Origin of the sequence: Saccharolobus solfataricus (assembly GCF_900079115.1) — an archaeon.
Lineage (GTDB): Archaea > Thermoproteota > Thermoprotei_A > Sulfolobales > Sulfolobaceae > Saccharolobus > Saccharolobus solfataricus.
Genome location: NZ_LT549890.1, coordinates 2,781,128 through 2,807,433 on the forward strand (window position 1 = coordinate 2,781,128; position 26,306 = coordinate 2,807,433).

General features: G+C 36.5%; 18 protein-coding genes. 8 read left to right on the forward strand and 10 right to left on the reverse strand.

The features are described 5' to 3' along the window. The first annotated feature begins 24 nt into the window (after positions 1–24). Positions 25–1,179, forward strand: a complete 1,155-nt coding sequence (locus SSOP1_RS14820; protein ID WP_009992648.1) for a 3-hydroxyacyl-CoA dehydrogenase — start codon at positions 25–27, stop codon at positions 1,177–1,179. Between the two features lie 63 nt (positions 1,180–1,242). On the opposite strand, the gene SSOP1_RS14825 is transcribed toward SSOP1_RS14820, so the two are convergent. From SSOP1_RS14825 to SSOP1_RS14850, 6 genes are all read right to left on the reverse strand, one after another. Further along, positions 1,243–2,502, reverse strand: coding sequence for a mandelate racemase/muconate lactonizing enzyme family protein (locus SSOP1_RS14825; protein WP_063492841.1), 1,260 nt, complete (start codon positions 2,500–2,502; stop codon positions 1,243–1,245). Positions 2,503–2,547: 45 nt separating this feature from the next. After that, positions 2,548–4,155 carry a thermosome subunit alpha gene (thsA, locus tag SSOP1_RS14830; protein WP_009992650.1) on the reverse strand — a complete coding sequence of 536 codons (1,608 nt, stop codon included), beginning with the start codon at positions 4,153–4,155 and terminating at the stop codon, positions 2,548–2,550. A gap of 101 nt (positions 4,156–4,256) precedes the next feature. Continuing rightward, a complete protein-coding gene (locus SSOP1_RS14835; RefSeq protein WP_063492842.1) occupies positions 4,257–5,621 on the reverse strand; it encodes a glycosyltransferase family 2 protein in 1,365 nt (454 codons plus the stop codon). Between the two features lie 242 nt (positions 5,622–5,863). Next, entirely contained in the window at positions 5,864–6,964 is a 1,101-nt protein-coding gene (locus SSOP1_RS14840; protein ID WP_009992653.1) for a glucose 1-dehydrogenase, read from the reverse strand. A 256-nt stretch (positions 6,965–7,220) separates the two neighbouring features. Beyond that, positions 7,221–8,120, reverse strand: coding sequence for an SDR family oxidoreductase (locus SSOP1_RS14845; protein WP_009992654.1), 900 nt, complete (start codon positions 8,118–8,120; stop codon positions 7,221–7,223). Next, entirely contained in the window at positions 8,121–11,027 is a 2,907-nt protein-coding gene (locus SSOP1_RS14850; protein ID WP_009992657.1) for an alpha-mannosidase, read from the reverse strand. 52 nt (positions 11,028–11,079) lie between these two features. Between SSOP1_RS14850 and SSOP1_RS14855 the strand changes: the two genes are divergently transcribed. The 5 genes from SSOP1_RS14855 to SSOP1_RS14875 all read left to right on the forward strand — a co-directional run bounded on the left by SSOP1_RS14855 (position 11,080) and on the right by SSOP1_RS14875 (position 19,121). After that, positions 11,080–12,873 (forward strand): glycoside hydrolase 5 family protein, encoded by a 1,794-nt coding sequence (locus tag SSOP1_RS14855; protein ID WP_009992659.1) that lies wholly within the window; start codon positions 11,080–11,082, stop codon positions 12,871–12,873. Positions 12,874–12,914: 41 nt separating this feature from the next. Then, positions 12,915–14,144: a Gfo/Idh/MocA family protein gene (locus tag SSOP1_RS14860; protein ID WP_009992660.1), complete on the forward strand. Its 1,230-nt coding sequence runs from the start codon at positions 12,915–12,917 to the stop codon at positions 14,142–14,144. A 331-nt stretch (positions 14,145–14,475) separates the two neighbouring features. After that, positions 14,476–16,647 carry a xanthine dehydrogenase family protein molybdopterin-binding subunit gene (locus SSOP1_RS14865; protein WP_009992661.1) on the forward strand — a complete coding sequence of 724 codons (2,172 nt, stop codon included), beginning with the start codon at positions 14,476–14,478 and terminating at the stop codon, positions 16,645–16,647. 78 nt (positions 16,648–16,725) lie between these two features. Then, the gene (locus SSOP1_RS14870; RefSeq protein WP_009992664.1) at positions 16,726–17,859 is read left to right on the forward strand and encodes an MFS transporter; all 1,134 of its coding nucleotides are present in this window, start codon (positions 16,726–16,728) and stop codon (positions 17,857–17,859) included. A gap of 170 nt (positions 17,860–18,029) precedes the next feature. After that, positions 18,030–19,121 carry a Gfo/Idh/MocA family protein gene (locus SSOP1_RS14875; protein WP_009992665.1) on the forward strand — a complete coding sequence of 364 codons (1,092 nt, stop codon included), beginning with the start codon at positions 18,030–18,032 and terminating at the stop codon, positions 19,119–19,121. On the opposite strand, the gene SSOP1_RS14880 is transcribed toward SSOP1_RS14875, so the two are convergent. Next, positions 19,096–21,687 (reverse strand): ABC transporter transmembrane domain-containing protein, encoded by a 2,592-nt coding sequence (locus tag SSOP1_RS14880; RefSeq protein WP_009992666.1) that lies wholly within the window; start codon positions 21,685–21,687, stop codon positions 19,096–19,098. The two genes, SSOP1_RS14875 and SSOP1_RS14880, sit on opposite strands and share 26 nt — an antisense overlap. Positions 21,688–21,782: 95 nt before the next feature. On the opposite strand from SSOP1_RS14880, the gene SSOP1_RS14885 reads away from it, so the two are divergent. Continuing rightward, positions 21,783–22,742 carry a Gfo/Idh/MocA family protein gene (locus SSOP1_RS14885; RefSeq protein WP_009992668.1) on the forward strand — a complete coding sequence of 320 codons (960 nt, stop codon included), beginning with the start codon at positions 21,783–21,785 and terminating at the stop codon, positions 22,740–22,742. Here the strand turns inward: SSOP1_RS14885 and SSOP1_RS14890 are convergent. Continuing rightward, on the reverse strand, positions 22,739–23,752 hold the full coding sequence (locus SSOP1_RS14890; RefSeq protein WP_009992669.1) for an aldo/keto reductase: 1,014 nt from the start codon (positions 23,750–23,752) through the stop codon (positions 22,739–22,741). The genes SSOP1_RS14885 and SSOP1_RS14890 overlap by 4 nt on opposite strands. Before the next feature lie 33 nt (positions 23,753–23,785). After that, a complete protein-coding gene (locus tag SSOP1_RS17450) occupies positions 23,786–23,950 on the reverse strand; it encodes a hypothetical protein (RefSeq protein WP_009992670.1) in 165 nt (54 codons plus the stop codon). A 283-nt stretch (positions 23,951–24,233) separates the two neighbouring features. On the opposite strand from SSOP1_RS17450, the gene SSOP1_RS14895 reads away from it, so the two are divergent. Further along, positions 24,234–25,301, forward strand: a complete 1,068-nt coding sequence (locus SSOP1_RS14895; protein ID WP_009992671.1) for a Gfo/Idh/MocA family protein — start codon at positions 24,234–24,236, stop codon at positions 25,299–25,301. Here SSOP1_RS14895 and SSOP1_RS14900 read toward each other — a convergent pair. Next, positions 25,293–26,138 carry an amidohydrolase family protein gene (locus SSOP1_RS14900; RefSeq protein WP_009992672.1) on the reverse strand — a complete coding sequence of 282 codons (846 nt, stop codon included), beginning with the start codon at positions 26,136–26,138 and terminating at the stop codon, positions 25,293–25,295. The genes SSOP1_RS14895 and SSOP1_RS14900 overlap by 9 nt on opposite strands. Positions 26,139–26,306: the final 168 nt, after the last annotated feature.

Consider the following 26,306-nt stretch of genomic DNA (forward strand, 5'->3'; position numbering starts at 1 on the left):
TCTTAAAATCATAATATATCTCTCATGAGTATAAAAAAGATAGGTGTAGTTGGAGCAGGAACAATGGGTCACGGAATTGCGGAAGTTTCAGCACTAGCTAACTATAATGTGAGTGTAGTAGATATATCTTGGGATTTTTTAAATAGGGCAAAGGAGAGGATAATGGAATCATTAAACAAGTTTTACGAAAAGGGACAAATAAAGGAAAAACCAGAAGATATAATGAAAAGAATTGAATTTTCAACTTCTTATGATGTAATGCGAGATGCGGATTTTGTTATAGAGGCGGTACCTGAAATTATAGAGCTCAAAAGAAAGGTATTTGAGACGTTAGATAGTATAACCCCTTCACATACATTTTTAGCCTCAAACACTTCATCAATCCCTATATCAACTATAGCTGAAGTAACCAAGAGGAAGGAGAAAATAATCGGAATGCACTTCTTTAATCCCCCACCAATTATGAAGTTAGTAGAGATAGTTCCTAGTAAGTACACTTCTGACGAGACCATTGAAGTCACCATAGATTTAGCTAAAAAGATGAACAAAATACCAGTTAAGCTCAAGGTTGAAGTACCAGGTTTTGTTAGCAATAGAATATTTCTGAGATTAATGCAAGAGGCTTGCAGGGAGGTTGAAGATGGTGAAGCAACCATTGAGGAAGTTGATAGTGCAGCTAGGAATGGGCTCAAGTTACCCATGGGCATCTTTGAACTATCAGACTATGTGGGAATAGATGTTGCGGTGGATTTATGGAACGTGATAGTTAGTAGCGGTACTGCTCAAGATGTAAAGTGTGAAATGTATAAGAGGAAGTTTGAGGCTAAAGAATTAGGTGTTAAGACTGGGAAGGGATTCTATAATTATCCAGCTCCCGGGAAATATAGGAAAGTTGAATTACAAGTAACAAGTAAAGTTGACCCAGCTAGACTAATATCTTTAGCAGTAAATGAGGGAGCTTGGCTAATACAAAATGGTATAGTGAATGCTAAAGATATAGACACTGTAATGATCTATGGCTTCAATTTCCCTAAGGGTTTAATGGAAATCGCTGATGAATTAGGTATAAGGAATATTTACAACCATCTAGTTGATATTTATTCAAAGGGATATGTAGCGTATAGGCCTAATAGTTTGATTGAGGAGTTAATAAATACAAGTAAAGGTTTCTATATGTGAGTTTTTTCCTATCATAACTTCCAGTGAGTTAAAGGAGGAGAAAATCTCATTTCTTTGGTATGTTCATAACTCATAAGTTGGCCAATATTTTCTCATTACCTCATCGTCTAGATCTATGCCCAATCCAGGGTCATCGGTAAGCTTAATCACACCATCTTCTATAATCTTTCTCTTCGGCTTAACGATCTCATTCCAAAATGGTACATCGTGACCATGAAATTCCACAAAACCGAATGTGTTTGCAATTGACCCTACATGGGCATGAGCCATAGTACCTATTGGTGATGCTATATTATGAGGAGAGTATTCTATATCATACATGGCAGCTAATTCAGCTATTCTCCTTCCCTCGGTTATTCCACCAGCTTTAACTATATCCGGAGCCCACACTCTAACTCCAGTATTGAGCAAATCCTTGAACTGATATACTGTATAGAGGTTCTCGCCAGTCTCTATCGGAACTGAACACTGAGAGGTCAACAACTTTAACTCGTCGTAATTGGAAACAGCCATTATTGCCGGCATTGGATCCTCTAGCCATCTTAGTCTATATGGTTCTAGTGCCTTACAAATCCTAATTGCAGTATTTAAATTATATCTCCAATGCAAATCGAACATTATTTCGACCTCATCGCCAACGGACTCTCTAACTGCCTTTACTATATCTACCATGTAGTCGATATCTTTAAGAGATAAATCTCCATTTCTTACTCTCCTTAAATCTATATAAGGTGTAGGTATGTCTAGATCAAATTTCATGGCTTTATAACCCTCGTTCTTCATCTTTAGAGCTCTCTTAGCGTATGCCTCAGGTGAATAATCTTCATTCCACTTTTCCATTGATAACCTACCATGAACTGGATTATTGGTTGTGATCAACCTATTTGTCTCCACCTCAGCCTCCTTGATCCAAGGTAAATTAACTGGTAAGTGTAAAGCATTAATTGCTTCTAACCCTTTCCCTCCATGAGCGTCGACATAGACTGGTATTTCCGTCTTATCCCCACCTAGTAATTTGTATATTGGTACATTTAGGTATTTCCCAATAAGATCGTACAGTGCAATATTAATGGCTGAGATCAAGTGATATACAGTAGTTCCAGAGTATAGTGTAGCGTACCTGAGTTTCTCAGCTATCCTATTAACTTTGAATGCGTCTTCTCCAATTAGTAATTGTATAAACTCGCTTTCCATTCCCTTTAAACCTGGCGCAGGACCTGCCTCACCAGTACCATATAAGTCTTTGGAGTAGATTCTCACAAAAGCCCATTCGAAATTGGCCTGAGCTACGAAAACTTTGAAATCAGTAATTTTTAGTTCCATAAAGTAATAAAGAAAACCTAAATAAAATAATCATATCTTAACCTTTTAACCTAAGTATGGGTTTGGCTGTTGTGGCTGAGGTTGTTGCTTTGCAGGAGCTGCAGCTATCATATCATCAATCTTTAAAATTGCAGTAGCTGCTTCTGTAGCACTCTTCAAAACTTGTTCCTTAACCTTTAGAGAGTCAATCACTCTAAGTTCAAGCATATTATCGTAAATCCTTGCCTTAGTAACGTCTATTCCAGCATTCTTTAACCCAGTTGCGTGTTTGTGTCTTATTTCGGTTAACGCGCTTATCGGATCCATACCAGCAGTTTCTGATAGTATTGAAACGTACTCTTCTAATGCATCTGCAAATGCATTAAATGCCAATTGCTCCTTTCCTATAACCTTTCTTGCGTCATCTCTTAATCTCTTAGCTAACTCTTCTTCTACTGCTCCACCACCCGCTACTATATATGGTTCCAATAGTAAGTTTCTTATGGAGTTGAAGGCGTCATTTAAACTTCTCTCTGCTTCATCAGTTATCATGTTATTTGAGCCCTTTATTATTACAGTCACTGCTTTAGCTTTATCGGATTGGATGAAGAGATACTTGTTCTTTCCTAAATTTCTAACCTCTACTAATTTAGCTTCCCCTAAGTCACTTTCGTTAGCATCTTTCATACTACTTGCAATTTTGGCACCAGTAGCCCTACTCAATAATTCTATGTCGCTTCTCTTTACGTTCTTTAATGCCATTATTCCATTTTTGCCCATTAAATATGAAGCAATTTCATCAATATCCTTTTGGGTAATAAATAATTTGACGCCCATTGCCTTTATCTTATCCACCATTTGCTTAACATAAGCCGTTTGTTCATCTAAGTATCCCTTTATCTGAGTGGGATCGCTTATTCCCAACTTCATACTGATTTCTGTTTTTTCAAGTTTTAGTGGAAAGTCAGCTAACATCACTTTAACGTTTTCCACTCTTTTCGGCATATTCTCATTGGTTGGCTCTTTATCTACAACGATTCCGTTTATTAGCTCACTATCATCGAATTCCCCGCCATTGACCTTTACAATCTTAATGTTCTTAATATCTAGATCATAACTTCCATCCCTTTTATCCAATACCGCTAACGAAGCGTCAATAACCAAGTTTATTATCTTCTCGAGAGTGTGCTCTGTGGAGAAGAACTTACTAGAAAGAGTAGTATATACTAAATCGTGAACTATCTTCCTATCCTCTGGACTAATCTTATCAGCTATATTTTTTAGCAATTCTAATGATGAATTTAGTGCTTTCCTATAACCTTCAATTATTACCGTTGGATGAATCTTTTGATTTAATAAGTCTTCAGCCTTTTCTAACAGTAATCCAGCGAGGACAACTACTGAGGTTGTTCCATCCCCTACCTCGGTGTCAACAGTTTTTGCGGTTTCAATAAGTAATTTAGCAGTAGGATGCTGTACTTCCATGTTTTTCACTATTGTAGCACCGTCATTAGTTATTGTAACGTCTTGCCCTTCAACCAACATTTTGTCCAAGCCCTTAGGACCTAGACTTGACTTTAGCATTTCTAGTAATATTTTCGCTACTGCTATGTTGTTTAGTATTACCTCATTTCCAGTAGATCTTTGTGTTCCTTCTCTTAATAAATAGGCCATGTTTTCTTTCACTCCGACTCTACTATGTTTAGAAAAGTATAAAGTTTGTGTTTTATCGGAGTATCTGGATGGTGAAATAAAAATAGTGGAGAGTTTGAATTTCAGTTACGTCCAGACCACTTCTTTTGTCTCCATATGGTCATAAGGGCGAATATATCTGCTAAGAACATTAACGGAAATGCCAATAGACCTAAAGCAAATCCCCTTATTTTCCTCGTATATAATAGGATGGAAATAATCATTACTATGCTAACTATGGCTGATACTTCGCCCACAAGTGTATGGAAAACATAGAAATAATGGAATAGTATCATTTTTGCACTCAGTTTATTGTCGTAAATTAACATAATAGGATTAAAGTGATGTGGAAGAAAATGGTGAAATTTATTAGCAATAGGCGTGGGATCTATATTGAATAACCTATCAATTCTAGATATTATGACGTTTTCTGTGAACCTAGCTGGGTCTGTCGTAATTGCCCTAACAATGAAATTCCAATGTTTAATTGCGTGTGACAAAATTATTTCAGTATATAAGCTATAGCTCAGTAATGTAAGTAAAGGTAACGCATACCAGTATAGTACTGTAAACATGTAAAAGAAACCCTTTTTAATGATTGTACCATCACCTATCTCTTTGATTAGGAAGAAGTTATTAGATCTATACCATCTCACCATTTGTTTTAACAAATCCCTAATTGTATCCGGTGCCTTAGTCTTGACTACTACATCATTGGTAACCGTTGCCTTATATCCCTTTGAATAGATGTAATTGGTTATTTGTCTATCATCACCTAGAATTGTAGAGAACCTCCATAATTTAACACTATTAAATTCCTCAGACTCAACTAGCGATTTTATTACATCAGTTTTAGCTAGTATGCATTGACCATTAAGTGATACTATACTACCAAATCTAGCCAATGCCCTATAACTTATTTCCCTTAATCTTTGCATCATCTCTGAAATGTGGAAAGTTACCTTATTTCTGCCTGGCAATATCGAAATCTCTGGGCTAACAGCAACTATATCCCCAGCTAATTTAGAGGATAGTATATCAATAGAGTTATCCGGGAGTATTGTGTCACTATCTAAAAGTAAGACATACGGGGTTTTAACGTATTTGAATCCTTCTCTTATTGCCCTCCTTTTACCCATGTTCTTATCCAACTTAACGAACAAACCTCCTTTTGATATGGTTATACTTTTATATGGTTCATCACACCCATCTCCAACAACAACAAAATTCAGATCTTGTTTTTTAACGGAATTTATAACTTCCTTAAACACATCAACATCCTCTTTATAAACTGGAATTAATACAGTAATTTCGCTCCTTTTTATATTAGTTTGGGAGGACTTTGGTTTATATGTAAATGCAAGGGGTAAGGTAAATGAGATATATAGAATAGTAAAAATGGAAATGAGCGAAGAGATGAGCAAATAAAGTGTAAAGTCAAGTCTCATATAAGTCCGAGTATTAACTATAAACGCATTAATATAAAAGATTTTCACTAATTTTTCTTTTCTGCTCGATATAGTAGTCCCTTATACTACATTTGTTTGAATATTTTTATTGAATATTTCTCGAACACATAAATACATAATCTATATACATATTCACGTAAAAATATATCATTGTTACAAGCATAATTAGAACCTCCTTACACCAGAAAAAGATAGCACAAAAAACCGAAATTTTTATTGAATTATTCCCATAATATTCTTATCTTGATTTCTCCATGTTCCTTTTCCCTAAGCACTTTAAGTAACTCTTTTTCATCATTTATACTGACAGTCTTAGTAATTAGCATCTTAGCAGCCTTAGGATATAAAGTCTTCCAAGAGGCTAAATGAACTACGGCTTGCTGGAAGTGGGGCTTTTGACCATTCACTAGACCTATTATCGTCTTATTTGTGTGTACTATTTCTTGTAATGTCTTGTAGTCCAATGGAACTGAACCAGAAGTTGAAAATCCAAAGAGACCTAAAACTCCGTTCCTTCCTAACAATGGAATAACATTACCTAATATATTTACATCTGCTCCCGTTGCGTCTATTATTACATCGAACTTACCTACTGAGTCTTTCAATTTGTCGTACCCATTGGATGAATTATAATAGTTAGTTTTGGTTTCCTCTATAACGGTCTGTTCTACCTCAGTGGGTTCTCTTCTGTTTGCCATCCAAACCTCTAGTCCATAAGTTCTAAAAAGCAAAGTAAATAAGACTCCAATTGGTCCGGTGCCAACAACGAGAACTTTCCTACAATTTAGAGTTCCATCATCACAAGTCCACACTGGAACCCTTTTCTGAACTTCCAATATTTCCTCAATGGACTTCTCAATGTCTGCTAACGGTTGTGCTAAAATTCCAATATCTTCAATTGACTTAGGAATTTTAACCAAATACTTAGGGTCGTCGTACCACCATTCCCTCATAAACCCATCCATTTTGTGTATTCCAGCTTCTCCGAATTCCCCTGTTTCACAAAAGTCTGGTCTCCCAACTAAACAATTTCTACAAATACCGCATCCTCTCCTATTAACTGGCATTACCAGATCTCCTTGAGAAAAACCATGATAAGACTCTTCCACAACACCTATTGCCTCATGACCCAATACCAAGAAATCCTTTCCCTTAGGTAAAGTCGACAATGTTAACTTACCATTAACTATCTCTCTATCAGTACCACAAATACCGTTGTAGATTGTTCTTATCTTTATTTTCCCGTAGCTGTCCAATTTCTTTTCATCAACATCCTTTACCTGCACTCCCGCGTTTGGGGGTTTCACTATTATAGCTTTCATTAAAACCTATGTTAAGATGGGACAGATATAAATTTTATGCTCAATACAACTTAAAAATTTTAAATCTACGTAAAATTCCAGGCTAGTATACTATGAAATTATTAACTTTTCCAGTTAAATATGGGATCCTCTTACGGTATTGCATTTGTAAAAAGTAAAGAGACTCAGAGAACCTATCACTTATGATATGCTTTTGAAGGGTTAAAGAATCATATACGCCAAAGACGTTTAACCCCCATTATATGATGAGCATTGTTTATAATGACCTTAAGAGCTCATCCAATTTACTTTTTATATTTTCCTTATTATCTGCTTTTTTAATTTTTTCAATTAATTTTCTAATCTGATATGAGACCTCTACATCATTAAATAGCATTGTTAAGGAATCTTGAATAACATTCTCGTCAATATATATCATTTTAACTGTCATACCTCCATCAATTGTGAAATTCACGCCACTAATCCACGAAGCATCGTCAGAAACTAAAAATGTAACTAATGAAGCTACATCCTCAGGCTTTCCAACCCTTCTGGTCAGATGTTGCCCATGATCCAAACCAGATAAAGTTGACTCTCTAGGAGGGACTTGCCACCTACTCGTATCAATCCACCCTGGACTTATGGAAACCACCCTTATATTATACTTGCTTAAACTAACGGCTAAGGAATGTGTTAATGCAATTATGCCACCCTTAGAAGCAGAGTAAGGTTCAGTATTTGGCTCAGATTGAAAAGCCCTAGTTGATGCTATGTTAACAATCACACCACCATTATTCTTCATATATTTCACTGCATACTTGGAACAAAGCCAGACTCCGGTCAAATTTGTCTCAATCACTCTCCTCCACTCATCTAAAGTTTGCTCTTCTATACTCTTTCCACTAAATCCTATACCAGCGTTATTAACAAGAACATCAATCCTTCCATATCTACCATAAACCTTTTCAACCATGTTTGAGACGTCCATCTCTGAAGAAACATCAGTCTTAATGAAAAAAGAATCTATTCCCTCACCCCTAAAATGATTCTCCCTATATTTCCCAGCTTCTTCATCTACATCAGCTATAACTACGGCATATCCTTGCTTACCTAATCTATAACCTATTGCTGCTCCTATTCCCTTAGCTCCCCCTGTAATAATACTAACCTTTTTCATCTAACCCCTCACACTTATTGTGAGGATATCCCTATTCTTATACTTTACCTTAATCCTATTTCCCTCAATTACTATATCCCTTGGAACCTCATTCAACTCTAACAAGTCAAGACTTCTTGCCTCAGTTACATTGAAAGGCACTTCAACATAAGCCTCTCCCCTAGTATTCTCATATTCGTAAAGCCTTAACACTACGCTATTGTTATCATCCTCAGCTACCTTAACTGCTTCTAAAATCAACTTACTATCATTAATCCTAATGAAACTCTTACGTTTAACCTCACTAACTCCCTTAACTACTCTCAATGGTACGTTTAACTCATAAGCTCTCTTAATAACCTCAGCCCTCTTCCAATCACCAATATGAGGATATAATGAGTAAATGAAAGTGACCTCTTCAAGGTCGGTAGATGGATCTGGATATATCGGAGTTTTAGTCAAACTTAAACCAACTGAAGAACCTCTTAACGTTGCCCCATACTTGCCGTTATTAAGTAATGCGGCACCATACTCACTTTCAGAGAAATCAACAAACTTTTGAATTGGAACCTCAAACCTAGCCTTATCCCAACTGGTATTACTCCAAGTGAACCTTTCCACAACTCCAAAGGGAATATCGGAAACTGCCCTTTCCACGTTTAAGTCAAAATTAAACCAGCTCTTCACCAACAGTTCTCTATCCCTCATCCTTAGCGTAGTGATGAAATCTATCCTTCTACTATCAGCATAAACACGGACAATTTGAATAATTTCTGATCTCCTAAATTTATAAGTAAATTTAATTGAAGCCACAATCCCGTCATTATTGACTATTTCAGATGAGGAGGCCCTAATTTCGAAACTTCTATCCTCAAATCCCTTCTCGATATCCCACGCGTCAGCCCAACCTGGTATATTCTCGTAAGCTATTAATAGGTTGCTCTTATCCCTTAATACTTCCCTATTTGCCTCTTTATCAAATAGTGAGAGAACTTGCCCACTTTTACTTATTCTTACTCTAAAATATTTATTCTCCACAAGGTATTCAGCGTTATTTTCATTAATGACGGCTTTATCTCTAACCTCCACTGGTTCCAACAAGGAGAATCCCACTGATGGGACTCTAACCTTAACCAACTTACCGTCAGCCTCAATGTATTCCTCCCTATCCCATGACAGTGAATTAAACACAAACGTCTTATCTCCGCTACCACCAACTAACTTCTGCATCGCTTCACTCGCAACATTATTAGCCTTATTTATCACTTCTTCTAACTCTTGATAAGCCACCTTATAAACGTCTTTTATCGCCGATCCAGGTAAGACGTCATGGAACTGATCCTTTAATACAACTTTCCATAGTTTTGTAAAAACTTCTTTATCATAAGTCCTAGCTAAAGTGCTCCATAGCTCGGCTTCTCTTAACGCAATCTCTGCACTTCTATTAAGCAATTTCATCTTTGAATGAGAGGTCAATACACCCCTATGAGTTTCTAAATATAGTTCTCCTCTCCACTCTTCTACTGGAACTATCCTTTGTATATAGCTATTTACACCACTTAGTTCAACCTTGGGTAATATTGGTAAAAGGTTTACTGCTTCAGCTCTAATCAACATATCCTCATTTGGTCCTCCACCGCCATCACCGTATCCGTAAGAGTATAGCATTGGTTGATCCTTTTGAGCCCAATTATTATATTGCTCTAAAACACTAGAGGCCGAGAAGTCTGAGTTATAACCACCCTTTCCATGCCCAAAAGCTATTGCTGGTAAGTAATCGCCGTTTGGTCCTACCCACTTAAAAACGTTGTATGGGAATTTATTAGTGTCGTTCCAGAAAACCTTATGAGTTGCGAATGCCTTAACTCCGCCCAATTTAGCTATCTGAGGTAATGATGCTGAAAACCCAAATGTGTCGGGTAACCATAAAATATTAGCAAGCTTCCCAAAATTTTCCAGATAGAACCTCTGAGAGTATAAGAACTGTCTAGCAAGCGACTCACCAGATACCATATTCGCATCTGATTCAACATATAGGGCTGCTAATTCCCATTTGCCTTCTTTAACCTTTTCCTTAATTCTTACAAATAATTCCGGAGAATCAGCCTTTACCCACTCGTAATATATGGCAGCACTCTGAATAAAGTGAAAGTCGTATTTGTCTAAGAGTGTCAAAATTGTTGAGAATGTCCTTAGAACTTTCCTCCTCGTCTCATCAAATGGCCAAAGCCAAGCGGTATCAATATGAGCGTGACCAGTTCCTACCAATACCCCTCTTTTACCGTACTTATTTACTAGTTTTGACAATTCACTCCTCAAAGTGTTCAAAGCCCCTTCGAATTTACTTCTATTCTCATCTTCCTTGTATACATCTAGAGGTTCCTCGATCTCTTGAACCATTCTACTTACATCCAATGTCGTTCTTATTAACTTAGACAGAATAAACAACTGTTCTTTAGATATTGTCTCGAAGTAAGCCTCATGTAAAGCTTTACTTAAGGCACTAATTAAATCATCCTTAACTTCATTGTCATTTATACTTCTTACTAGGTCTAGGATCTGAGATCCGTAAACGTATAACTTATAAGCGTTAGAGTCTATCTCAGTATAAAACGGTATTCCAGCTGAAATATCAACCTTTTCACCAAAGTCCATATAGTGGGAAAGCTCTAAACTAATCTTATGGTTACCAAAGGGAATTGGTATCAAAGTGTGATATCTATCTAGCTCGAAATAGGGTTTGTCATCCAATCTGATGAGCCCACTCCCCTTGTGGTCAACGATTAACAAATAGGAATTTCCCTTCCCTTCAATCTCCAAGTAGGCTTTATTATGATTTTCAAGATTCCATCTTAATTGTCGTAAGTTTCTAAAAGAATTACCTAACGTTAGTATTAATCTCGCCTCAAGCTCGTTTATGTTTCTCATAAGAATAGTTCTTGCATAGAAGTATATAAATATGAAATTATGACTCTAAAGTATGAAAACGTTTTTCTTAGGCTTCAACTATTGGCCTAGAATATCTAATATAAAAATGTGGAGTAGATTTGAAATTGAAGAGATAAGGAGAGATTTCGAATTGATGAGCGGACTAGGCACAAATACTATAAGAGCGTTCATATTAGATGAAGATTGTGCAGATCAGCAAGGTAATCTAAGGCAAGAATGCAAAAGTAAAATCGAGATATTTTTGGAGGAGGCAAATAGACATTCCATAAAGGTTCTATTAACCTTAATAGTAGGTCATATGAGCGGAAAGAACTGGAGTATCCCATGGGATAGTGAAAATACAATTTATGACAAGGTCGACCAAACGAAGAGATTTATAGAAGATGTTGTTAAAAGCTTTAAGCAAAACAATGCGATACTGGGATGGATACTAACAAATGAAATATCGTTAGTGAGAATACCCCAAAATGACAATATATTCTTGAGATGGCTTAGGGAATTATACAATTACATTAAAAGGATTGATGATCAACATTTGATCTCAGTCGGGGACAACGTTTCTCCATTCTCCCATAATTTCTTAAGACCGGAAAACGTTAAGGGAATTGTAGATTATGCCTCACCGCATATCTATCAGTACGATCAAGACCCAATTAGACATTCGATTAGATACTTCATGATACTTGAATATGATAGGAGCGCGGGATTGCCAGTAATTCTGGAAGAATTTGGATTTCCAACCGCGGTTTACTCTGAAGAGAGTCACGCTAGATTTATAGGGTTAATTCTAAGGGGGGCACTAGTTTATGGAGCTGATGGAGCACTAATCTGGTGTTTTTCTGACTTCCCTAGAGAGGATGATGAGCCTTATCTATGGGAACCTCATGAACTAACCTTTGGAATAATAAGACAAGATGGAAGTGAGAAGATGGCAGCTAAAGTAATAAAGGAGTTCAGTCAAAAGACTAAGGATATAGATCTGTCATCCTATAAGGTACCTAGAAGGGATTCAGCAATACTAGTTCCCTCTTGGTTTTATAGGAATTTTCAATTTGTCCCAGAGCAAGATAGAAGATGGGATTTCGCTAGAGTGTTAAATCAAGCATTTGCATTCGCTAGATTATCTAATATTCAAGTTACATTTGTAAGAGAAGATGATCAAAATTTGTCGGATTATAAGTTGTTAATAATACCCTCTGTTACTAGACTACTTACAACAACGTGGAGGAAATTACTAAAGATTGTTGAAAATGGTACTAGTGTCTACTTCTCAACTTACACCTTAACACACATGTCTGCGACACACCTATGGGAGGAACTTTTTGGCGTAATGCCTAATAATCCAGCAGGAAGTAGGGGAGTTAAGATACCAGAGAGAGTTAGATTATTAGAGAACAATCTTGTACTCGATTTAGGACAAACAAATATGTATACATATTCGTTTAAAGAGAAGGACGCTAAAGTGATAGGGATAGATGAAAACAGTAATATTGGCGTAGCTTTTTTGGCTAAAAGAGGGAAGGGTAATGTTATTCTCTCCACAGTACCTCTAGAGTTGATTTCCTCAAATTACGAGACAATGAAGGAAAATCGCATATCATTTTACAATTATCTTGCAAAAATAGCTAATATCGAACAGAGATTTCCAATGCAAAACTATGGTGTTGAAATACAGTATCTTGAAGGAAAGGGAGATAGCTTACTAGCAGTTTTAAATCACACATGGGAAGATAAAGAATATGGACTTAACGTAGGCGTGAAAGAGGATATGGATGCTTGCCAAGGAGTGGTTAGGGCTAAATCTGGTTGCTTAATAAGAGTCTAACCGATACCAATCTTTTTTAATTATTATTATAAACTTATTTTATGACTCTAGGTATTGCATTCGTAGGAAGTGGGTTTTCGGCTAAGTTTCATTTAAGGGGATTAGTGGGAGTTAGAAATGTAGAAGTCAAGGGAGTATATTCAAGAAATCTAAACTCATCTAAAGAATTCGCTATGTTATCTGAGCAATTAGGATTAGGGAAACCTAAAGTGTATAGTGATATAAGTAAAATGCTCTCTGATAAGGAGATTAATGCAGTATGGTTAACCGTTCCCAATGACGTACATTTAGAATACACAAAGTTAATTGCTGAAGAGGTTTCTCAAGGAAGGTCCAATATACACGGAATAACGATAGAGAAACCACTGGCAAGAAACGTGAAGGAAGCTAAGGAGATGATTAGATTAGTAGAGAAGGCTGGGCTATTGCATGGATATTTGGAGAATCAAATCTTTATGCCATCTGTAGTGAGGGCTAGAGAAGCTATTTGGGAGATTGGATCGAGGAATTCTGGAAGGCCATATTTAGCAAGAGCAGCTGAAGAGCACTCTGGTCCTCATAATAGCTGGTTTTGGAGACCGACTATTTCCGGTGGAGGGGCATTAATAGATATGACTTGCCATAGTTTAGAGGCAACTAGATTTTTACTTACTGACCCAGCAAAGACTAAATCCTCACTTAAGCCGAAAACTGTATATGCGGAGACAAAAACGTTGAAGTGGAATAAGAAAGAGTACGCTCAATATTTAAAGGAAAAGTATAACGTGGACTTCTTAAAGGAACCGGCTGAGGATTATGCACTAACCATAGTAACTTATGAGGACGATTTAGGTAATTCTGTATTGGCGGAGACTAGAACTTCGTGGAACTATGTTGGGCCTGGGCTTAGGTTATCAGTAGAAGTGTTAGGACCAGAATACAGTGTTAATATCAATACTCTACAATCTGAACTTTCAGTGTTCTTTAGCAGGAACATTAAACTTCCCCAGTCTGAAGCTTTCGTCGAGAAACAAAATGCTGATCAAGGACTTATGCCGATTATACTTGATGAGGCAGTGGTTTACGGATATCAAGGAGAGGATAGGCATATGGTTGAGTCTTTTATATCCCGTAAGATGCCTTTTGAGAATTGGTATGATGGATTATTAATAGTCCAACTTATGATGCATGCCTACCTTTCAGCTGAAAATGGGAGGAAGATTAGTTTTGATCCGCAAAAAGTAGAGGACTTCATACCTAAAGTAGCTAGAGGATTATATTCTGCCTTTTAAAAAAATACATTTAATAGCATAACTGATAAGTTTGGAGTTTCTATACTGTAATTACAGAAAATGTACTTTTTACTTAGTATGATGAAAGTAAAGTTTTTAAGCATAGATTTTCAATATGTATTTATGGGATAGGGCCAGGACAAATGGGGTAGTAAAGGGGGTTATGGGGATTTAACGGGGAGTTGTCCTGGCCTCCCTTTCAAGAGATAAGGTTTGAACTCTTTTAAATGGGTTAATATAGTTATCCTTTACTTGTTAAGTTTACCAAGAACTGTATTACGAAAAGACTATCGTAATAAAGTTTTTATAAATAAAGAGCATATCTTAACTCATGGCAAGAGAAATAGGAAGACCCGTTAAGAGGATAATAGAAGATCCCTCTTTAATTACCGGAAAAGGCAGATTTGTATACGATATTGACTTTAAGGGTACGCTTTACGCAGTATTTATAAGAAGCCAGTATTCACATGCAAAGATAAAGAGTATAAGATGCCCAGAAGGTGCGTTGTGCTACACCGCTAAGGATTTACCAGAGCTCATCGGATTAGCTAAAGAAGAGGCAATTTACCAAGGGCAACCATTAGCAGTTGTTTTAGCTGAAGATGAATACAAGGCTAGGGATTTAGCTGAACAAGTGGAAGTGGAATACGAACCATTACCTTCAGTTATTAATGTTGAGGAAGCTTTGAAAGATGTTAAAAAGGCTAAAAGTGATTTAAGCTCAAATATTGTATTACAAGATAATGTAGAGATAGGAGATGTAAATTCCGCATTTAAAAAAGCTTATAAGGTAGTTGAAGCCGAGATCATAAACCAAAGAGTAATTCCATCAGCAATGGAACCTAGGGGCGCTGTAGCGTACTTTGATGGAAGAAGACTAACGGTATGGAGCAGTACACAGAATGTATTTGGATTAAAGGACACTCTTTTACAATTCTTATCTAAGTATGGAGTAAATGATGTGAGGGTAGTCCAGCCTTTTGTCGGAGGAGCATTTGGTAGCAAAATCTACATTTATCCCGAAGAGGTTATAATATCCTATTTGGCAGTTCTTACTGGGAAGCCTATAAAGTGGTTTAATACTAGGACTGAAGAGTTTATGTCGACAAATCACGGAAGGGACATGAGATTAAAGTTTAAGGCTGCCTTTGATAAGGAGGGTAAGTTATTGGGGATAGAAGGAACTTTGATCATGGATTTAGGTGCTCCAATAATGGAGATTTATGAGGATTCCTTCGGAATGGCTACTACGGCAGCTAGATTATTGGTCGGCAGATATAAGGTTAATGCCATAAAGGTTAAGGTATTAGGTATTGCCACTAATAAGACATTTATAGGTCCCTATAGGGGTGCTGGTAGACCTGAGGCTACTTACTTCATAGAGAGAATTCTTAACCTTGGAGCTAGAGCTTTAGGTGTTGATCAATTTGAGATTAGAGAAGTTAATATAATTGATGAGGTAAGTCACTATAATACTCCAACTGGAATGTATTATGATAGCGGAAAATACAGGGAGGCATTAAAAATCGCTAAACCGTCTTATCATGAGCTATTAAGAAAACGTGACGAGTTAAGGGCTAAGGGTAAGTTAGCTGGAGTGGGAGTAGCTATTGTATCAGAGATAGCGTCCTTCGGGACAGGTACTGCTAGGGTTCAACTTACACCAAACGGTAGGATTCAAGTAGTGAGTGGGTTTACTCCGCATGGGCAAGGAGACGCTACTGCATTTGCACAAATAGCAGCTGAGGTATTCGACGTTGATGTAGGTAAAGTTGATGTGTTATGGGGAGATACGGATTTAATATCTCATGGAGGTTTAACTGGCGGCAGTACAACTTTAACAGTTGGAGGTTCTGCAGTATACGAAGCCTCAATAAGATTAAAAGAGAAGTTGCTTAGAGTTGTAGGTGAAAAGTTAGGTGTAAGGCCTGAGGAAATAGAGTATAAGAATGGGAAGTTCTACCATAAAAAGGGCGAAATGAGTTTAGCTGATACCGCTAGGGAAGCATTACGTATGGGAGTATATCCAGAGGAGCAATATTCTTACACAATTAGACCTTATACCTCTCCCTATGGAATACATATGGCACTGGTGGAGGTAGATAGGGAGACTGGATTTGTAAAAGTATTGGAGTACAAGGCGTTTGACGATGTGGGAGTTGTTGTAAATCCACTTTTAGCTGAGGGACAAGTTCATGGAGGTGCTCTTCAAGGTATTTCCCAAGCACTATATGAGGAAACTGTTTACTCACCAGAGGGTTCATTAATAACTTCTAACTTCTCCGATTACGTTATTCCCACTGCTATGGAAGCTGTTAAAGTGGAGTGGAAGTCTCTAGCACTGGCTAAATCAGACACCCCATTAGGGTCTAAGGGAATAGGAGAACTGCCAACCATTGCATCAACTCCAACAATTCTTCACGCTGTAGAAGACGCCATAGGTAAAAACATCTATACAATGCCAACTAAACCAGAATTAATTTTAAAACTTTTAAATAGCTAATCATTATATGTTTTTTCCAAAAATTTTAAAGGGAATAACTTTAAAAGATTAAACTATTAATTCCCATTATGACCTCTGTTGAAGACACTGAGACTCTACTCACTGCTTAACAATTTGGCTATTAGTCTCGTAAATCCCTTCATATCATTCTTTACTGCATCCAATGGAATAACGGGTGCATTATTGGCAATAGCATCCTCTGCTAATACTGCGTTTCCAGGGATAATCCAATATGCGTTAGCAAATCTGTACATAAAAGCAAAAAAGTTAATTACAATTGGAAGTTTGTTTGGGGGTTTACTGTGGATATTAATAGGGGTTTACATGATATACAATGAATATTTCGTGTTGGTTTACTCTATTATAACTGCTGTTCTTGGTGCAGCGAACTTCGGTTGGTTACTCATTTTGGATAAAATAAGTACAACTCATAGGGGAAGAACGTTAGCGTACTATAACTTTTACGCCTCAATAGGTGGTTTAATAGCTACCTTAATAACTGGATTTATCGTAGGTAATAATTTAGACTTAATGCGGTACTTCTTTATCATCGCTGGTTTAATATACGTTTTTAACGCTTACGTAATTTACAATTCCGATGTTGACGCGGAATTTGCAAGGGGTAATGGTATAAGATTGTTTTCATCAAATCTTGAAGTGAGAAAATTCATCTTGACTAACTTCATCTTCACGTTTGTATGGTCAATGGCGTGGCCAATTTTTCCGTTAGCTCAAGTATATAAGTTCCATATGAACGAATTTCAGGTTGCTATAATTAACGTTACAGGTGGAACTTCCACCCTAGCATTACAGAGGCTCGTGGGTAGATTAGTTGACAGACATAGAAAATACGTTATGTTCTTTGGTAGATTTGCCTTAGCAACTTTCCCACTTGCATATGCATTTTCCACCACACCTTACGAGATATATATTGCTAATCTAGTTTCTGGATTTACTAACTCTGCCTCAATCTCTTACACTGCGTTCCTATTTGACCACTCTAGCTATTACGAAAAGAGAATCAACATAGCTTTATACAATATGTTTAATGGAATCGCCGCGCTTTTAGGTTCAACAATTTCAAGTGTGATGTTCAATGTTATTTCAGATTGGTTCAGTCTAGTAGTTGCCATAAATATCATGTTAATTGGGATAGGGGTAATGAGAATATTAATGTCACTACTCTATTTGAAAATAAAAGAGGTTTCTTAAACATCTACTTTGTGGACTTATTGAACTTTCCGGAGTATTCAAGGATCAATACGAATCCAAGTTGTGTACCTATACATTAATTGAAACAAGTATGATTGTAGCTTAATAAAAAATATCCAATAGATCAACAAAGCATCTCTTCAAATAAAGTTTTTAAATCCAATAATTAAGTGTTAGCTATGAAATTAGGAATTGTAGGACTGGGAGGATGGGTAACTGGTGCTCATATTCCAGCACTAACTGACCTAGGAATAAAAGTGGATTATTGTGCAGATATAGATGAAAAAAGAGTGAAAGATCTCTCTCAAAAAACGGGGTGTAAAGGTTATTTAGATTATAAAGAAATGTTAAGGAATGAAAATCCAGACCTTGTTTTAGTAGCAGTACCCCATAGCCTTCACGCAATTATAGCATTAGATGCCATAAATAATGATGCTAATGTTTACGTGGAAAAACCAATGGCTACTTCATTTCAAGAGGCTTTAACACTAGTAGAAGCTTCGAGGAAAAGAAATAAGATATTAGTTGTAGGTCATGAAAATAGGTTTAACCCAGCAATGTTAATTGCTAAGAAATTGATAAGAGGTGGTGAAGTAGGTAAAATATACCACATGAGAGGATTTTATATAAGACAGAGAGGAATACCTACATCACCAACCTTCATTAAAAAGGATTTAGCAAAAGGTGGGGCAGTATTTGATATAGGTACACACATCATAGATTTATTACTTTTCCTCTCAGATTTCCCAACGCCTAAAAGTGTTACAGGTAAGACATATAATGCTTTCTCTGAGGACAAAACTAAGTTCTCTGCTTATCCCTCGCCTAACTTGCCTAACTTTAAGGTTGAGGTTGAAGATTTTGGCTCAGCCTTTTTAAAATTAGGAGACGAGATATCAGCATACGTGGAGGTGAGCTGGGCTTCATATATAAAAGAAAACAAAATGGAAGTAGTGATTTTGGGCGATAATGGTGGAATACATATAGATAATGGAGTGTTAAATTTCATGCGGAATATAGAGGATGAACTCTTCATCAGTAGCCCTTTAACTCAACAAAAAGGAAGCGTATATAGAGAGGTGTGGAGAACTGTAATGGAATCCATTTCAAAAGGATTTCCAGAATACCCATTGTGTTCAGCAGAACAAGGTGCAATAGGAGTAGCAATACTGGAAAGTATATATAAATCAGCTTTAGAAGGTAGAGAAGTAAAAATAGATATTCCACAATGGTTCCTTAAACAGTTTCAACCAAGAGCTTAAAGCTCTTCTTATCTATTTTATCCAGATCAATTTCGTAAAGATTATCATTTTTATCAATCAAAACCACCTTAGACTCTAAGACAACTACGTTTCTCCTTCCAATCGTGTAGACCTTTATTAAACCTCTATTAGTTTCTACGTCCCATTCCAATTGATCACCCTTTATATTAATTCCATTTATTTTCTTAACTAGGAATATTAAATTATTATAAGCTAATGCATTCTCTAATACTTTACGAGAGTTTTCTTCTAGTTTAGTGTAATCCTCTATCAAGAATATCTCCTTACCGCTCTCGTCATAAAGACCTATAAACGTCGGTTTAGTTATTGGAAATAACATTTTTGGCACTAAAGCCTTGTAGACCTTCCCTTTATAAATAACATCTACGGTACTTCTCCTAATTGATTGATTTATCTTCACATTGCTAGTATCAATAAGATTTGTAATAATTTTTTCTTCTTCGCTATTGCGTTTCATTCTGGAAAAGATATTTTCCTCATTAATTTGTTCCTTAAACATTTTATAAAATTCCCCTTTCTTATTTAACAACTCAATTGGTTTTCCTTCCTCCACCACTTTACCATTACTTAAGACTATAACCTTATCTGAATTCATAACCTCATGCACGTTATGCGTTATCATTATCACCGTCTTACCCTTAGAGACATCTATCATTGTTTCATAAACTTCTCTCTCACTTGTAACGTCCAAATTAGAAGTTGCCTCATCGAATATTAACACGTCAGGATTCTTTATAATTGCCCTCGCAATACTTAACCTCTGTCTCTGCCCTCCTGATAGGTACGTTCCCCTTTCCCCTAAAATTGTATCATAAGCGAATGGTAACTTAACTATCTCATCATGGATTTTGGCAATTTTACACGCTCTAATTATGTCAATCTCGCTTACATTATCTGTTCCATATGCAACATTATATCCTACCGTGGTATCGAATAATACTACGTCTTGAGGTACGTAGGCTACTTTCCTTCTTAAATAATTTAAATCTATTTCTCTAATATCTATACCATCAATTAGAATTCTACCCTCATTAACGTCATAGAACCTCAGAAGTAGTTTAGCTATTGTGCTCTTTCCAGAACCGCTTTTACCAACAATTGCGACTTTCTCCCCTGGCTTTATGCCAATATTGATATCCTTAATTACAGGGAAGTGTGGATCATAACCGAAGTAAACATGTTCAAAACGTATCTCAGCAGGCATATTAGGTCTCTTAGGGTTTTCCGGATTTGTTATTTGAGGTTTGGCTTCTAATACTTCCCTAATCCTCTCTGCAGAAGTTAATGATTGTTGTATGAATGGTAAGACGTTACTTAGATTATTGATTGGTCCATAAAACTGAGAAACGTAAGCTATAAACGCTGTTATTACGCCTATTTCTATAATGCCAGAGATTACCTCATGTCCTCCTACCCACCATATTAATACAGTTGAGAGATTAACTATGAATCCCATTAAAGGCCAGTATACGGAGTTCATCTTATTAATTGCAACACTGGATTCGTAAAGCTTATTCAGCATTTCCCTTAGCCTTTTGGACTCATATTCCTCTTTGGAAAAAGATCTAACAACGAGGAAGTTGGGTATGGTATCATTTATTCTAGAGGTAATATCAGCACTTCTTCTCCAATTTCTATGATAGAGCCTATGTGACTTTCTTCTATATGAGATTATCAGATATATAATTGCGGGTACTGGGATTAATATGAAAGCTGCTAACGTAGGATTTAATGTAAATAAAATAACTCCTATTCCAATTATTGTAAATAAGTTCGTAACAAGTGTGGGTAACCCCCAAACCAATAGCCAGTTTGTATTCCCAGCGTCAGTTGTAAGTCTAGAGAGTATCCTACTAGGAGATATTCTCTCTATAAATGAATAATCGTGATTAATCGCATGTTTGTAAAGTATTTCCCTTAAATCGTTTATTATTCTAGAACCGAGATTGTTTAGTATTCTATTCTGAATAGATGACAGTAAGGCTAGTGCCGAATACGATACTATTAAATATATTATAATGTTAATGAAGAGAGTAGAAGGATGAGATGGCGATAACAATACGCTATCTATTAATATTTTAAGTAAGTATGGAGGAACCAAATTAAGACCAGTAGTAATTAAGGAGAGAGTAGCGCCAACTATCATGGTCTTTCTATATCTAGAAGCAATGGTCCAAAGCCACCTTAGTGTACTTACACCAACTTTTGTAGTCTCTTCTCTCTCCTCATCCTTTACTTCTATCTGCTCACCTTTATTAAACGCGTCAATGACCTTCTTGAATAATTCCTCTTTTCTCTTGGTAAAATAAGCAATCTCAATTTCCTTACCGTCAGAAGTATAGCCTATTAACTTATCAACACTTATACCGGTCTCTAATGAGAGTTTTATCACATTCTCTATACGAAATATTTCTTTATCGCCGTCGAAAACCAATATCTTATTGCCGTCAATTTGGACCAACTCTTCTTTCAAATTCAAATCTTTATCCAAATCGGTCTTAACTTCTGCCTTGAACTTCGAAGTCACTATAGATGCTTTCTTCACAAATAGCCCTATTTTTTGATTTAACTTAAAAAGATTTCTATTACCGCACGATAAAAGGTAATGTTTAAATATTTAAAAAACAAGAGAATAGGACTATGAAAATTGCTGTAGTTGGATGTGACGGCTTCGGAAAAGTACATTTAAGGGCTATGAGAAATATAAGTGGAATAGAGTATTATGTTTTCAGTAGGAACGAGGAAAAGGCAAGAGAATGTATGAAAGAGTTTAACGCTGAAGGTTATTTTACAAGGTACGAGGACGTTATAAAATCGAATGTTGATATTGTTGACTTACTAGTGAGCCATGATCAGCATTACCCCATGGGAGTAATGGCAATGAAGGCTGGAAAGCACTTAATGTTAGAAAAACCAATAGCGAGAACAATAGAAGAGGCTATGGGATTGATAAACACTTCAAAAGACACCAAAAGAAAATTCATGGTTTTGGAGCAGTTCTACTTTGAATCATCAGTTAGAAAGGCTAAAGAACTTTTACCTAGATTAGGTAATTTATCCCTAATAATTGTGAGATCAATTCACTTGTATCAACCAAAGGGGTGGAGGAGAGAAAAGGAGAAAATGGGAGGAGGAGCGCTTATAGATGGTGGAGTTCATTTCATAGATACATTGCTGAACTTAGGTGGGGAATACGAAAGTGTAAGGGGAGTTTGTGGAAAGTACTTCTCGGGAATAGAGGGAGAAGATCTAACCTTGGCTACCCTTAGGTTCAGGAAAGGACATCTAGGTTTATTAATGTATAGCTGGACAACTCCAAATCCTCCCAAAGTACCAGCATTTGAGATTTATGGCGAAAATGGGAGTATTATAGAAGATCCTAATACGAGAGTTATGGGGAAGGCTTATGGGGATCTAATATTGAACGTTGACGGTAAGGAGGAGAGAATAGAAGTCGAAAAGGTGAATCCAATAGAGGAGGAAATAAGGGGATTTGTAAAGGCAGTCAAAAATAATACCGAAGTACCTATGCCTCCTGAAATTGCCTTAAGGGATTTAAAGGCAGTCCTTGATATTTATAAGTCATGCGGATATTCCTAAAAAATCTGTTCTATTCTTTTCATGTAATCATCTCTTAAATTGATATTTAGGGCTGATAGGTTATCTTCCAAGTGTTCTATTTTACTCGCTCCTATAAGTGGAATAACTGTAATTCCAAGTTGTTCTCCCCTCTTTAGGAGCCAAGAAATTGCCAATTGAGAAAGAGTTATTCCTAGTTCTGATGCAACATCCTTGAGGCCTAACAATATCCTTAAGTTAGCTTCAGTAAAATATCTTTTCTTTAAATCTTCAGTTATGGAAGCTCTACTTAACTCCTCAATCTTCCAACCATTCTTGTCCACGTATTTCCCAGTGAGAAACCCTTGAGCCAATGGTGAATATGCCATTATCGCTAAACCAAATCTCTTTGCAATAATTGCCTTATCTTTCTCTATATCTCTCTCTAACATATTGTACTTTTCTTGCATTACAATGAATTTCTCAAGGTTATGCCTTTCGCTCAATTGTAGGAATTCCATCACGTCTACTGCAGAATGATTACTAACACCTAGATAGTAAACTAAACCGTTGTTTACTAAACTATTCAATGTCCTCAGAGTTTCTAGCTTTGGAGTATCTGGGTCTGGCCAATGTATGAAATATACGTCAATATATGATGTGCCTAGCCTTTTTAAACTCTCCTTAATTTGCCACAGTATATGTTTCCTAGATAAACCCTCTCCGTTAACGAAGTCACCCATCTTGCCTCTGACCTTAGTTGAAATCACAACAGATTCCCTATCCACAGTTTTTAGAAATTCTCCAACAATACGTTCAGCATTACCAACATGAGGAAGATCAACTGGTGCCATAGCTCCATGATATCTATTAGCTGTATCTATGAAGTTCACTCCCTCATCATATGCTCTTTTTAGGATCTTTAATGTAGTTTCTTTGTCTACTTTATATATACCCAGCTCATCCTTCTCTTGCAATCTAGGAAGAAACCATGTTCCTATGGCAACTTGAGATACCTTAACTCCGGATTCACCTAAATTAACATACTTCATATGTATAAAACGAGAACACAACTATTTATAGTTTCAAAAAACACTATAACCTTTTACCTTTTGCAGATATTTCCAATCATTTGGATACTCAAGTCTTAAGTATTCTTCTGGTAATTTATCGATTGATATTATCTCTTCTCCTCTATTATCTTCTTTCTTTGGTTGCTCTTCTTTCCTCCTCAACTGTAGTAAAGCCATTTTTCTTTCACTAATGTATAAGTATATATTGAAGTTTTTAAAGCTTCCGCCCCTTAGACTTATATTAACTTACAAATATATAATCCAATCTTCCTAATCTCGGAAGATAACTAATTATTAGAGACATTCTATATAAATCCCATAAAATAAGTATATTTTTTAATAAGGACATGGATTTTTTATAAGGTTCTCAATCTCTAACGGGATATCTCTTCCATCTTTTTAACCACTATTAAATTTTAGTACATGATAGTTTAAAACCTTTTGAAGGATATTATACCTAATGAAAATCAGATACGGTATCATAGGAGTAGGTGGTCATGGAAAAAATAGACATTTAATCCCATTGATTAAATTAAAAAATAAAGTAGAAATTGTAGCAGTAGCTGACGTAAAAAAGGAAAGATGCGAAGAGGTATCCTCCCAATTCAATATTAAATGTTACTTAGACTATATGGAGATGGTTGAAAAGGAATCGCTTAACGCTGTAAGTATTGTCACACCAACGGGATTACATTCTAGGATAGCCATAAATGTGCTAAATAAGGGAGTCAATGTGTTAGTAGATAAACCGCTAGGGTCCAATTTAGAAGAAGTTAAAGAGGTAGTTAATACGGCTAGAAATAAGGGATTAAAGCTAATGGTAGGATACTGGAGTAGATTTTCTCCAGCATTACAATACGGTAAGGAAATTATTCACAATGGTCTATTGGGAGAGCCTTATGTAGCCTATGGATATTTAGTAAGGAGGAGAGGCATACCAGGTATTCCGACATTCATTGATAAGACGCTTTCTGGAGGAAGAGGCGCGTTATTAGACATAGGATGCTATTTAATAGATAATTTGCTTAGCTTGTTAAAATTTAGAAAGCCAATAAGCGTAATGGGTAAGGTATATACGAAATTCGGAAACGTTAAGGAGGAGGTAAAGTTTAATTGGGGTTCTTGGGATCCGGAGAATTTCAGCTTAGACGACTACGCTGTTGGATTAGTAAAACTTGAAGGTGATGTAAGTTTAATACTAGAAGTTGGCTGGTCAGCAAACGTATCTCACGTGGAGGAGAAAAGTTACGTAAGAATATTAGGGGATAAGGGTGGAATCGAGGGAAGCGGACATGAGGCAATCGTGGATATATCTTTCCACAGTAGAACTGAGAACTTCCTTACTGATACTAAACCAGTCTTAAGGAAAGTTGACCCATACTTCGAAATGATAAATGCTTTTGTAGATAGCATTTTAACAGATAGGGAACCTCCAATAACTGGTGAGGAGAGCGTAACTCTTCATTCTATTATTGATGGTATATATAAGTCGTCAACGGAGGATAAGGAAGTAAAAATCTCACTCTAAGGGCTTATATAAGGCTTTGGGATTGTTACTACCCATATCGAGCTTAGCTTTTTCACTTATGTTTAAGGAGAGAAACTCCCTTAAGTTATACGAGATACTCTTTATACCTGGCCCACCGTAATCACTACCATAAATTGTCTTATAGCTTATCTCCTCAAGTCTAGGCAAATACTCCAATAGTTTCTTGGGAGGAATGGAAGAGATTTCACCGTAAAGGTTTCTCCTTATTCTAACTAGTTGGAAAGCAGTAGGTACATAATTTGGTCTTCCCATGTGAGCTAATACAATCTTAAGCTGTGGAAAATCGACGGCTACATCATCAACGAATATTGGGTCAGCGTACTTATTCCTAGCTTTTAAAAACACACTAGTACCGGTGTGAATGACGACTGGTAAGTTATGATCTTGAGCAAATTCGTATAATAGCTCGAGCTGCTTTAGACCACCCTCCTCTTCCCTATACGCGTTTGGCTTTACGTGGGAGTGGACTGGGTGTAATTTAAAACCAGAAACCCCAGCCTCATATTGCCTTTCTAGCCAGTCCTTAGCCTCGTTGAGGCTTATCCTATTCGGCTCAATTCCCCCCACTATCGAAAACCTATTTCCGTATTCCTTTAAAAATTTTATCATGGCAATTGGAAAATCCTCTTTAGTACGCCATATTTCTCTACTGGGATAAGCTATTATAACTATGTAGTCAATATTAACACTGTCCATTTCCTTTATAATTTCTTGAACGCTAGGTGGAGTATACTCATATCCAGAATCGTTAGAAAAGAAGTCCTTTGGTAAGGTCTCTTTAAACCAGACGTGAGTGTGAGCGTCTACATACCCCATATAATATGATTTCAATTTGATCCCTTTTAAATCAATCCATCTTTATACGCAAAAATTAACTTGATTGTGAAAAGAAATCGTGGAAGCTAATCCATTTCTTTTAAAGTTTTCTACCCTAAATAACCTTATCGTATTACGCCTACATTTAGAATTTTAGATCTCTTTCCC

Excerpts from the sequence above, each read along its gene's own strand:
- SSOP1_RS14820 (WP_009992648.1), top strand. The coding sequence starts at position 25 with ATGAGTATAAAAAAGATAGGTGTAGTTGGAGCAGGAACAATGGGTCAC.
- SSOP1_RS14825 (WP_063492841.1), bottom strand. The coding sequence starts at position 2,502 with ATGGAACTAAAAATTACTGATTTCAAAGTTTTCGTAGCTCAGGCCAAT.
- thsA (WP_009992650.1), bottom strand. The coding sequence starts at position 4,155 with ATGGCCTATTTATTAAGAGAAGGAACACAAAGATCTACTGGAAATGAG.
- SSOP1_RS14835 (WP_063492842.1), bottom strand. The coding sequence starts at position 5,621 with ATGAGACTTGACTTTACACTTTATTTGCTCATCTCTTCGCTCATTTCC.
- SSOP1_RS14840 (WP_009992653.1), bottom strand. The coding sequence starts at position 6,964 with ATGAAAGCTATAATAGTGAAACCCCCAAACGCGGGAGTGCAGGTAAAG.
- SSOP1_RS14845 (WP_009992654.1), bottom strand. The coding sequence starts at position 8,120 with ATGAAAAAGGTTAGTATTATTACAGGGGGAGCTAAGGGAATAGGAGCA.
- SSOP1_RS14850 (WP_009992657.1), bottom strand. The coding sequence starts at position 11,027 with ATGAGAAACATAAACGAGCTTGAGGCGAGATTAATACTAACGTTAGGT.
- SSOP1_RS14855 (WP_009992659.1), top strand. The coding sequence starts at position 11,080 with ATGAAAACGTTTTTCTTAGGCTTCAACTATTGGCCTAGAATATCTAAT.
- SSOP1_RS14860 (WP_009992660.1), top strand. The coding sequence starts at position 12,915 with ATGACTCTAGGTATTGCATTCGTAGGAAGTGGGTTTTCGGCTAAGTTT.
- SSOP1_RS14865 (WP_009992661.1), top strand. The coding sequence starts at position 14,476 with ATGGCAAGAGAAATAGGAAGACCCGTTAAGAGGATAATAGAAGATCCC.
- SSOP1_RS14885 (WP_009992668.1), top strand. The coding sequence starts at position 21,783 with ATGAAAATTGCTGTAGTTGGATGTGACGGCTTCGGAAAAGTACATTTA.
- SSOP1_RS14890 (WP_009992669.1), bottom strand. The coding sequence starts at position 23,752 with ATGAAGTATGTTAATTTAGGTGAATCCGGAGTTAAGGTATCTCAAGTT.
- SSOP1_RS17450 (WP_009992670.1), bottom strand. The coding sequence starts at position 23,950 with ATGGCTTTACTACAGTTGAGGAGGAAAGAAGAGCAACCAAAGAAAGAA.
- SSOP1_RS14895 (WP_009992671.1), top strand. The coding sequence starts at position 24,234 with ATGAAAATCAGATACGGTATCATAGGAGTAGGTGGTCATGGAAAAAAT.
- SSOP1_RS14900 (WP_009992672.1), bottom strand. The coding sequence starts at position 26,138 with ATGGGGTATGTAGACGCTCACACTCACGTCTGGTTTAAAGAGACCTTA.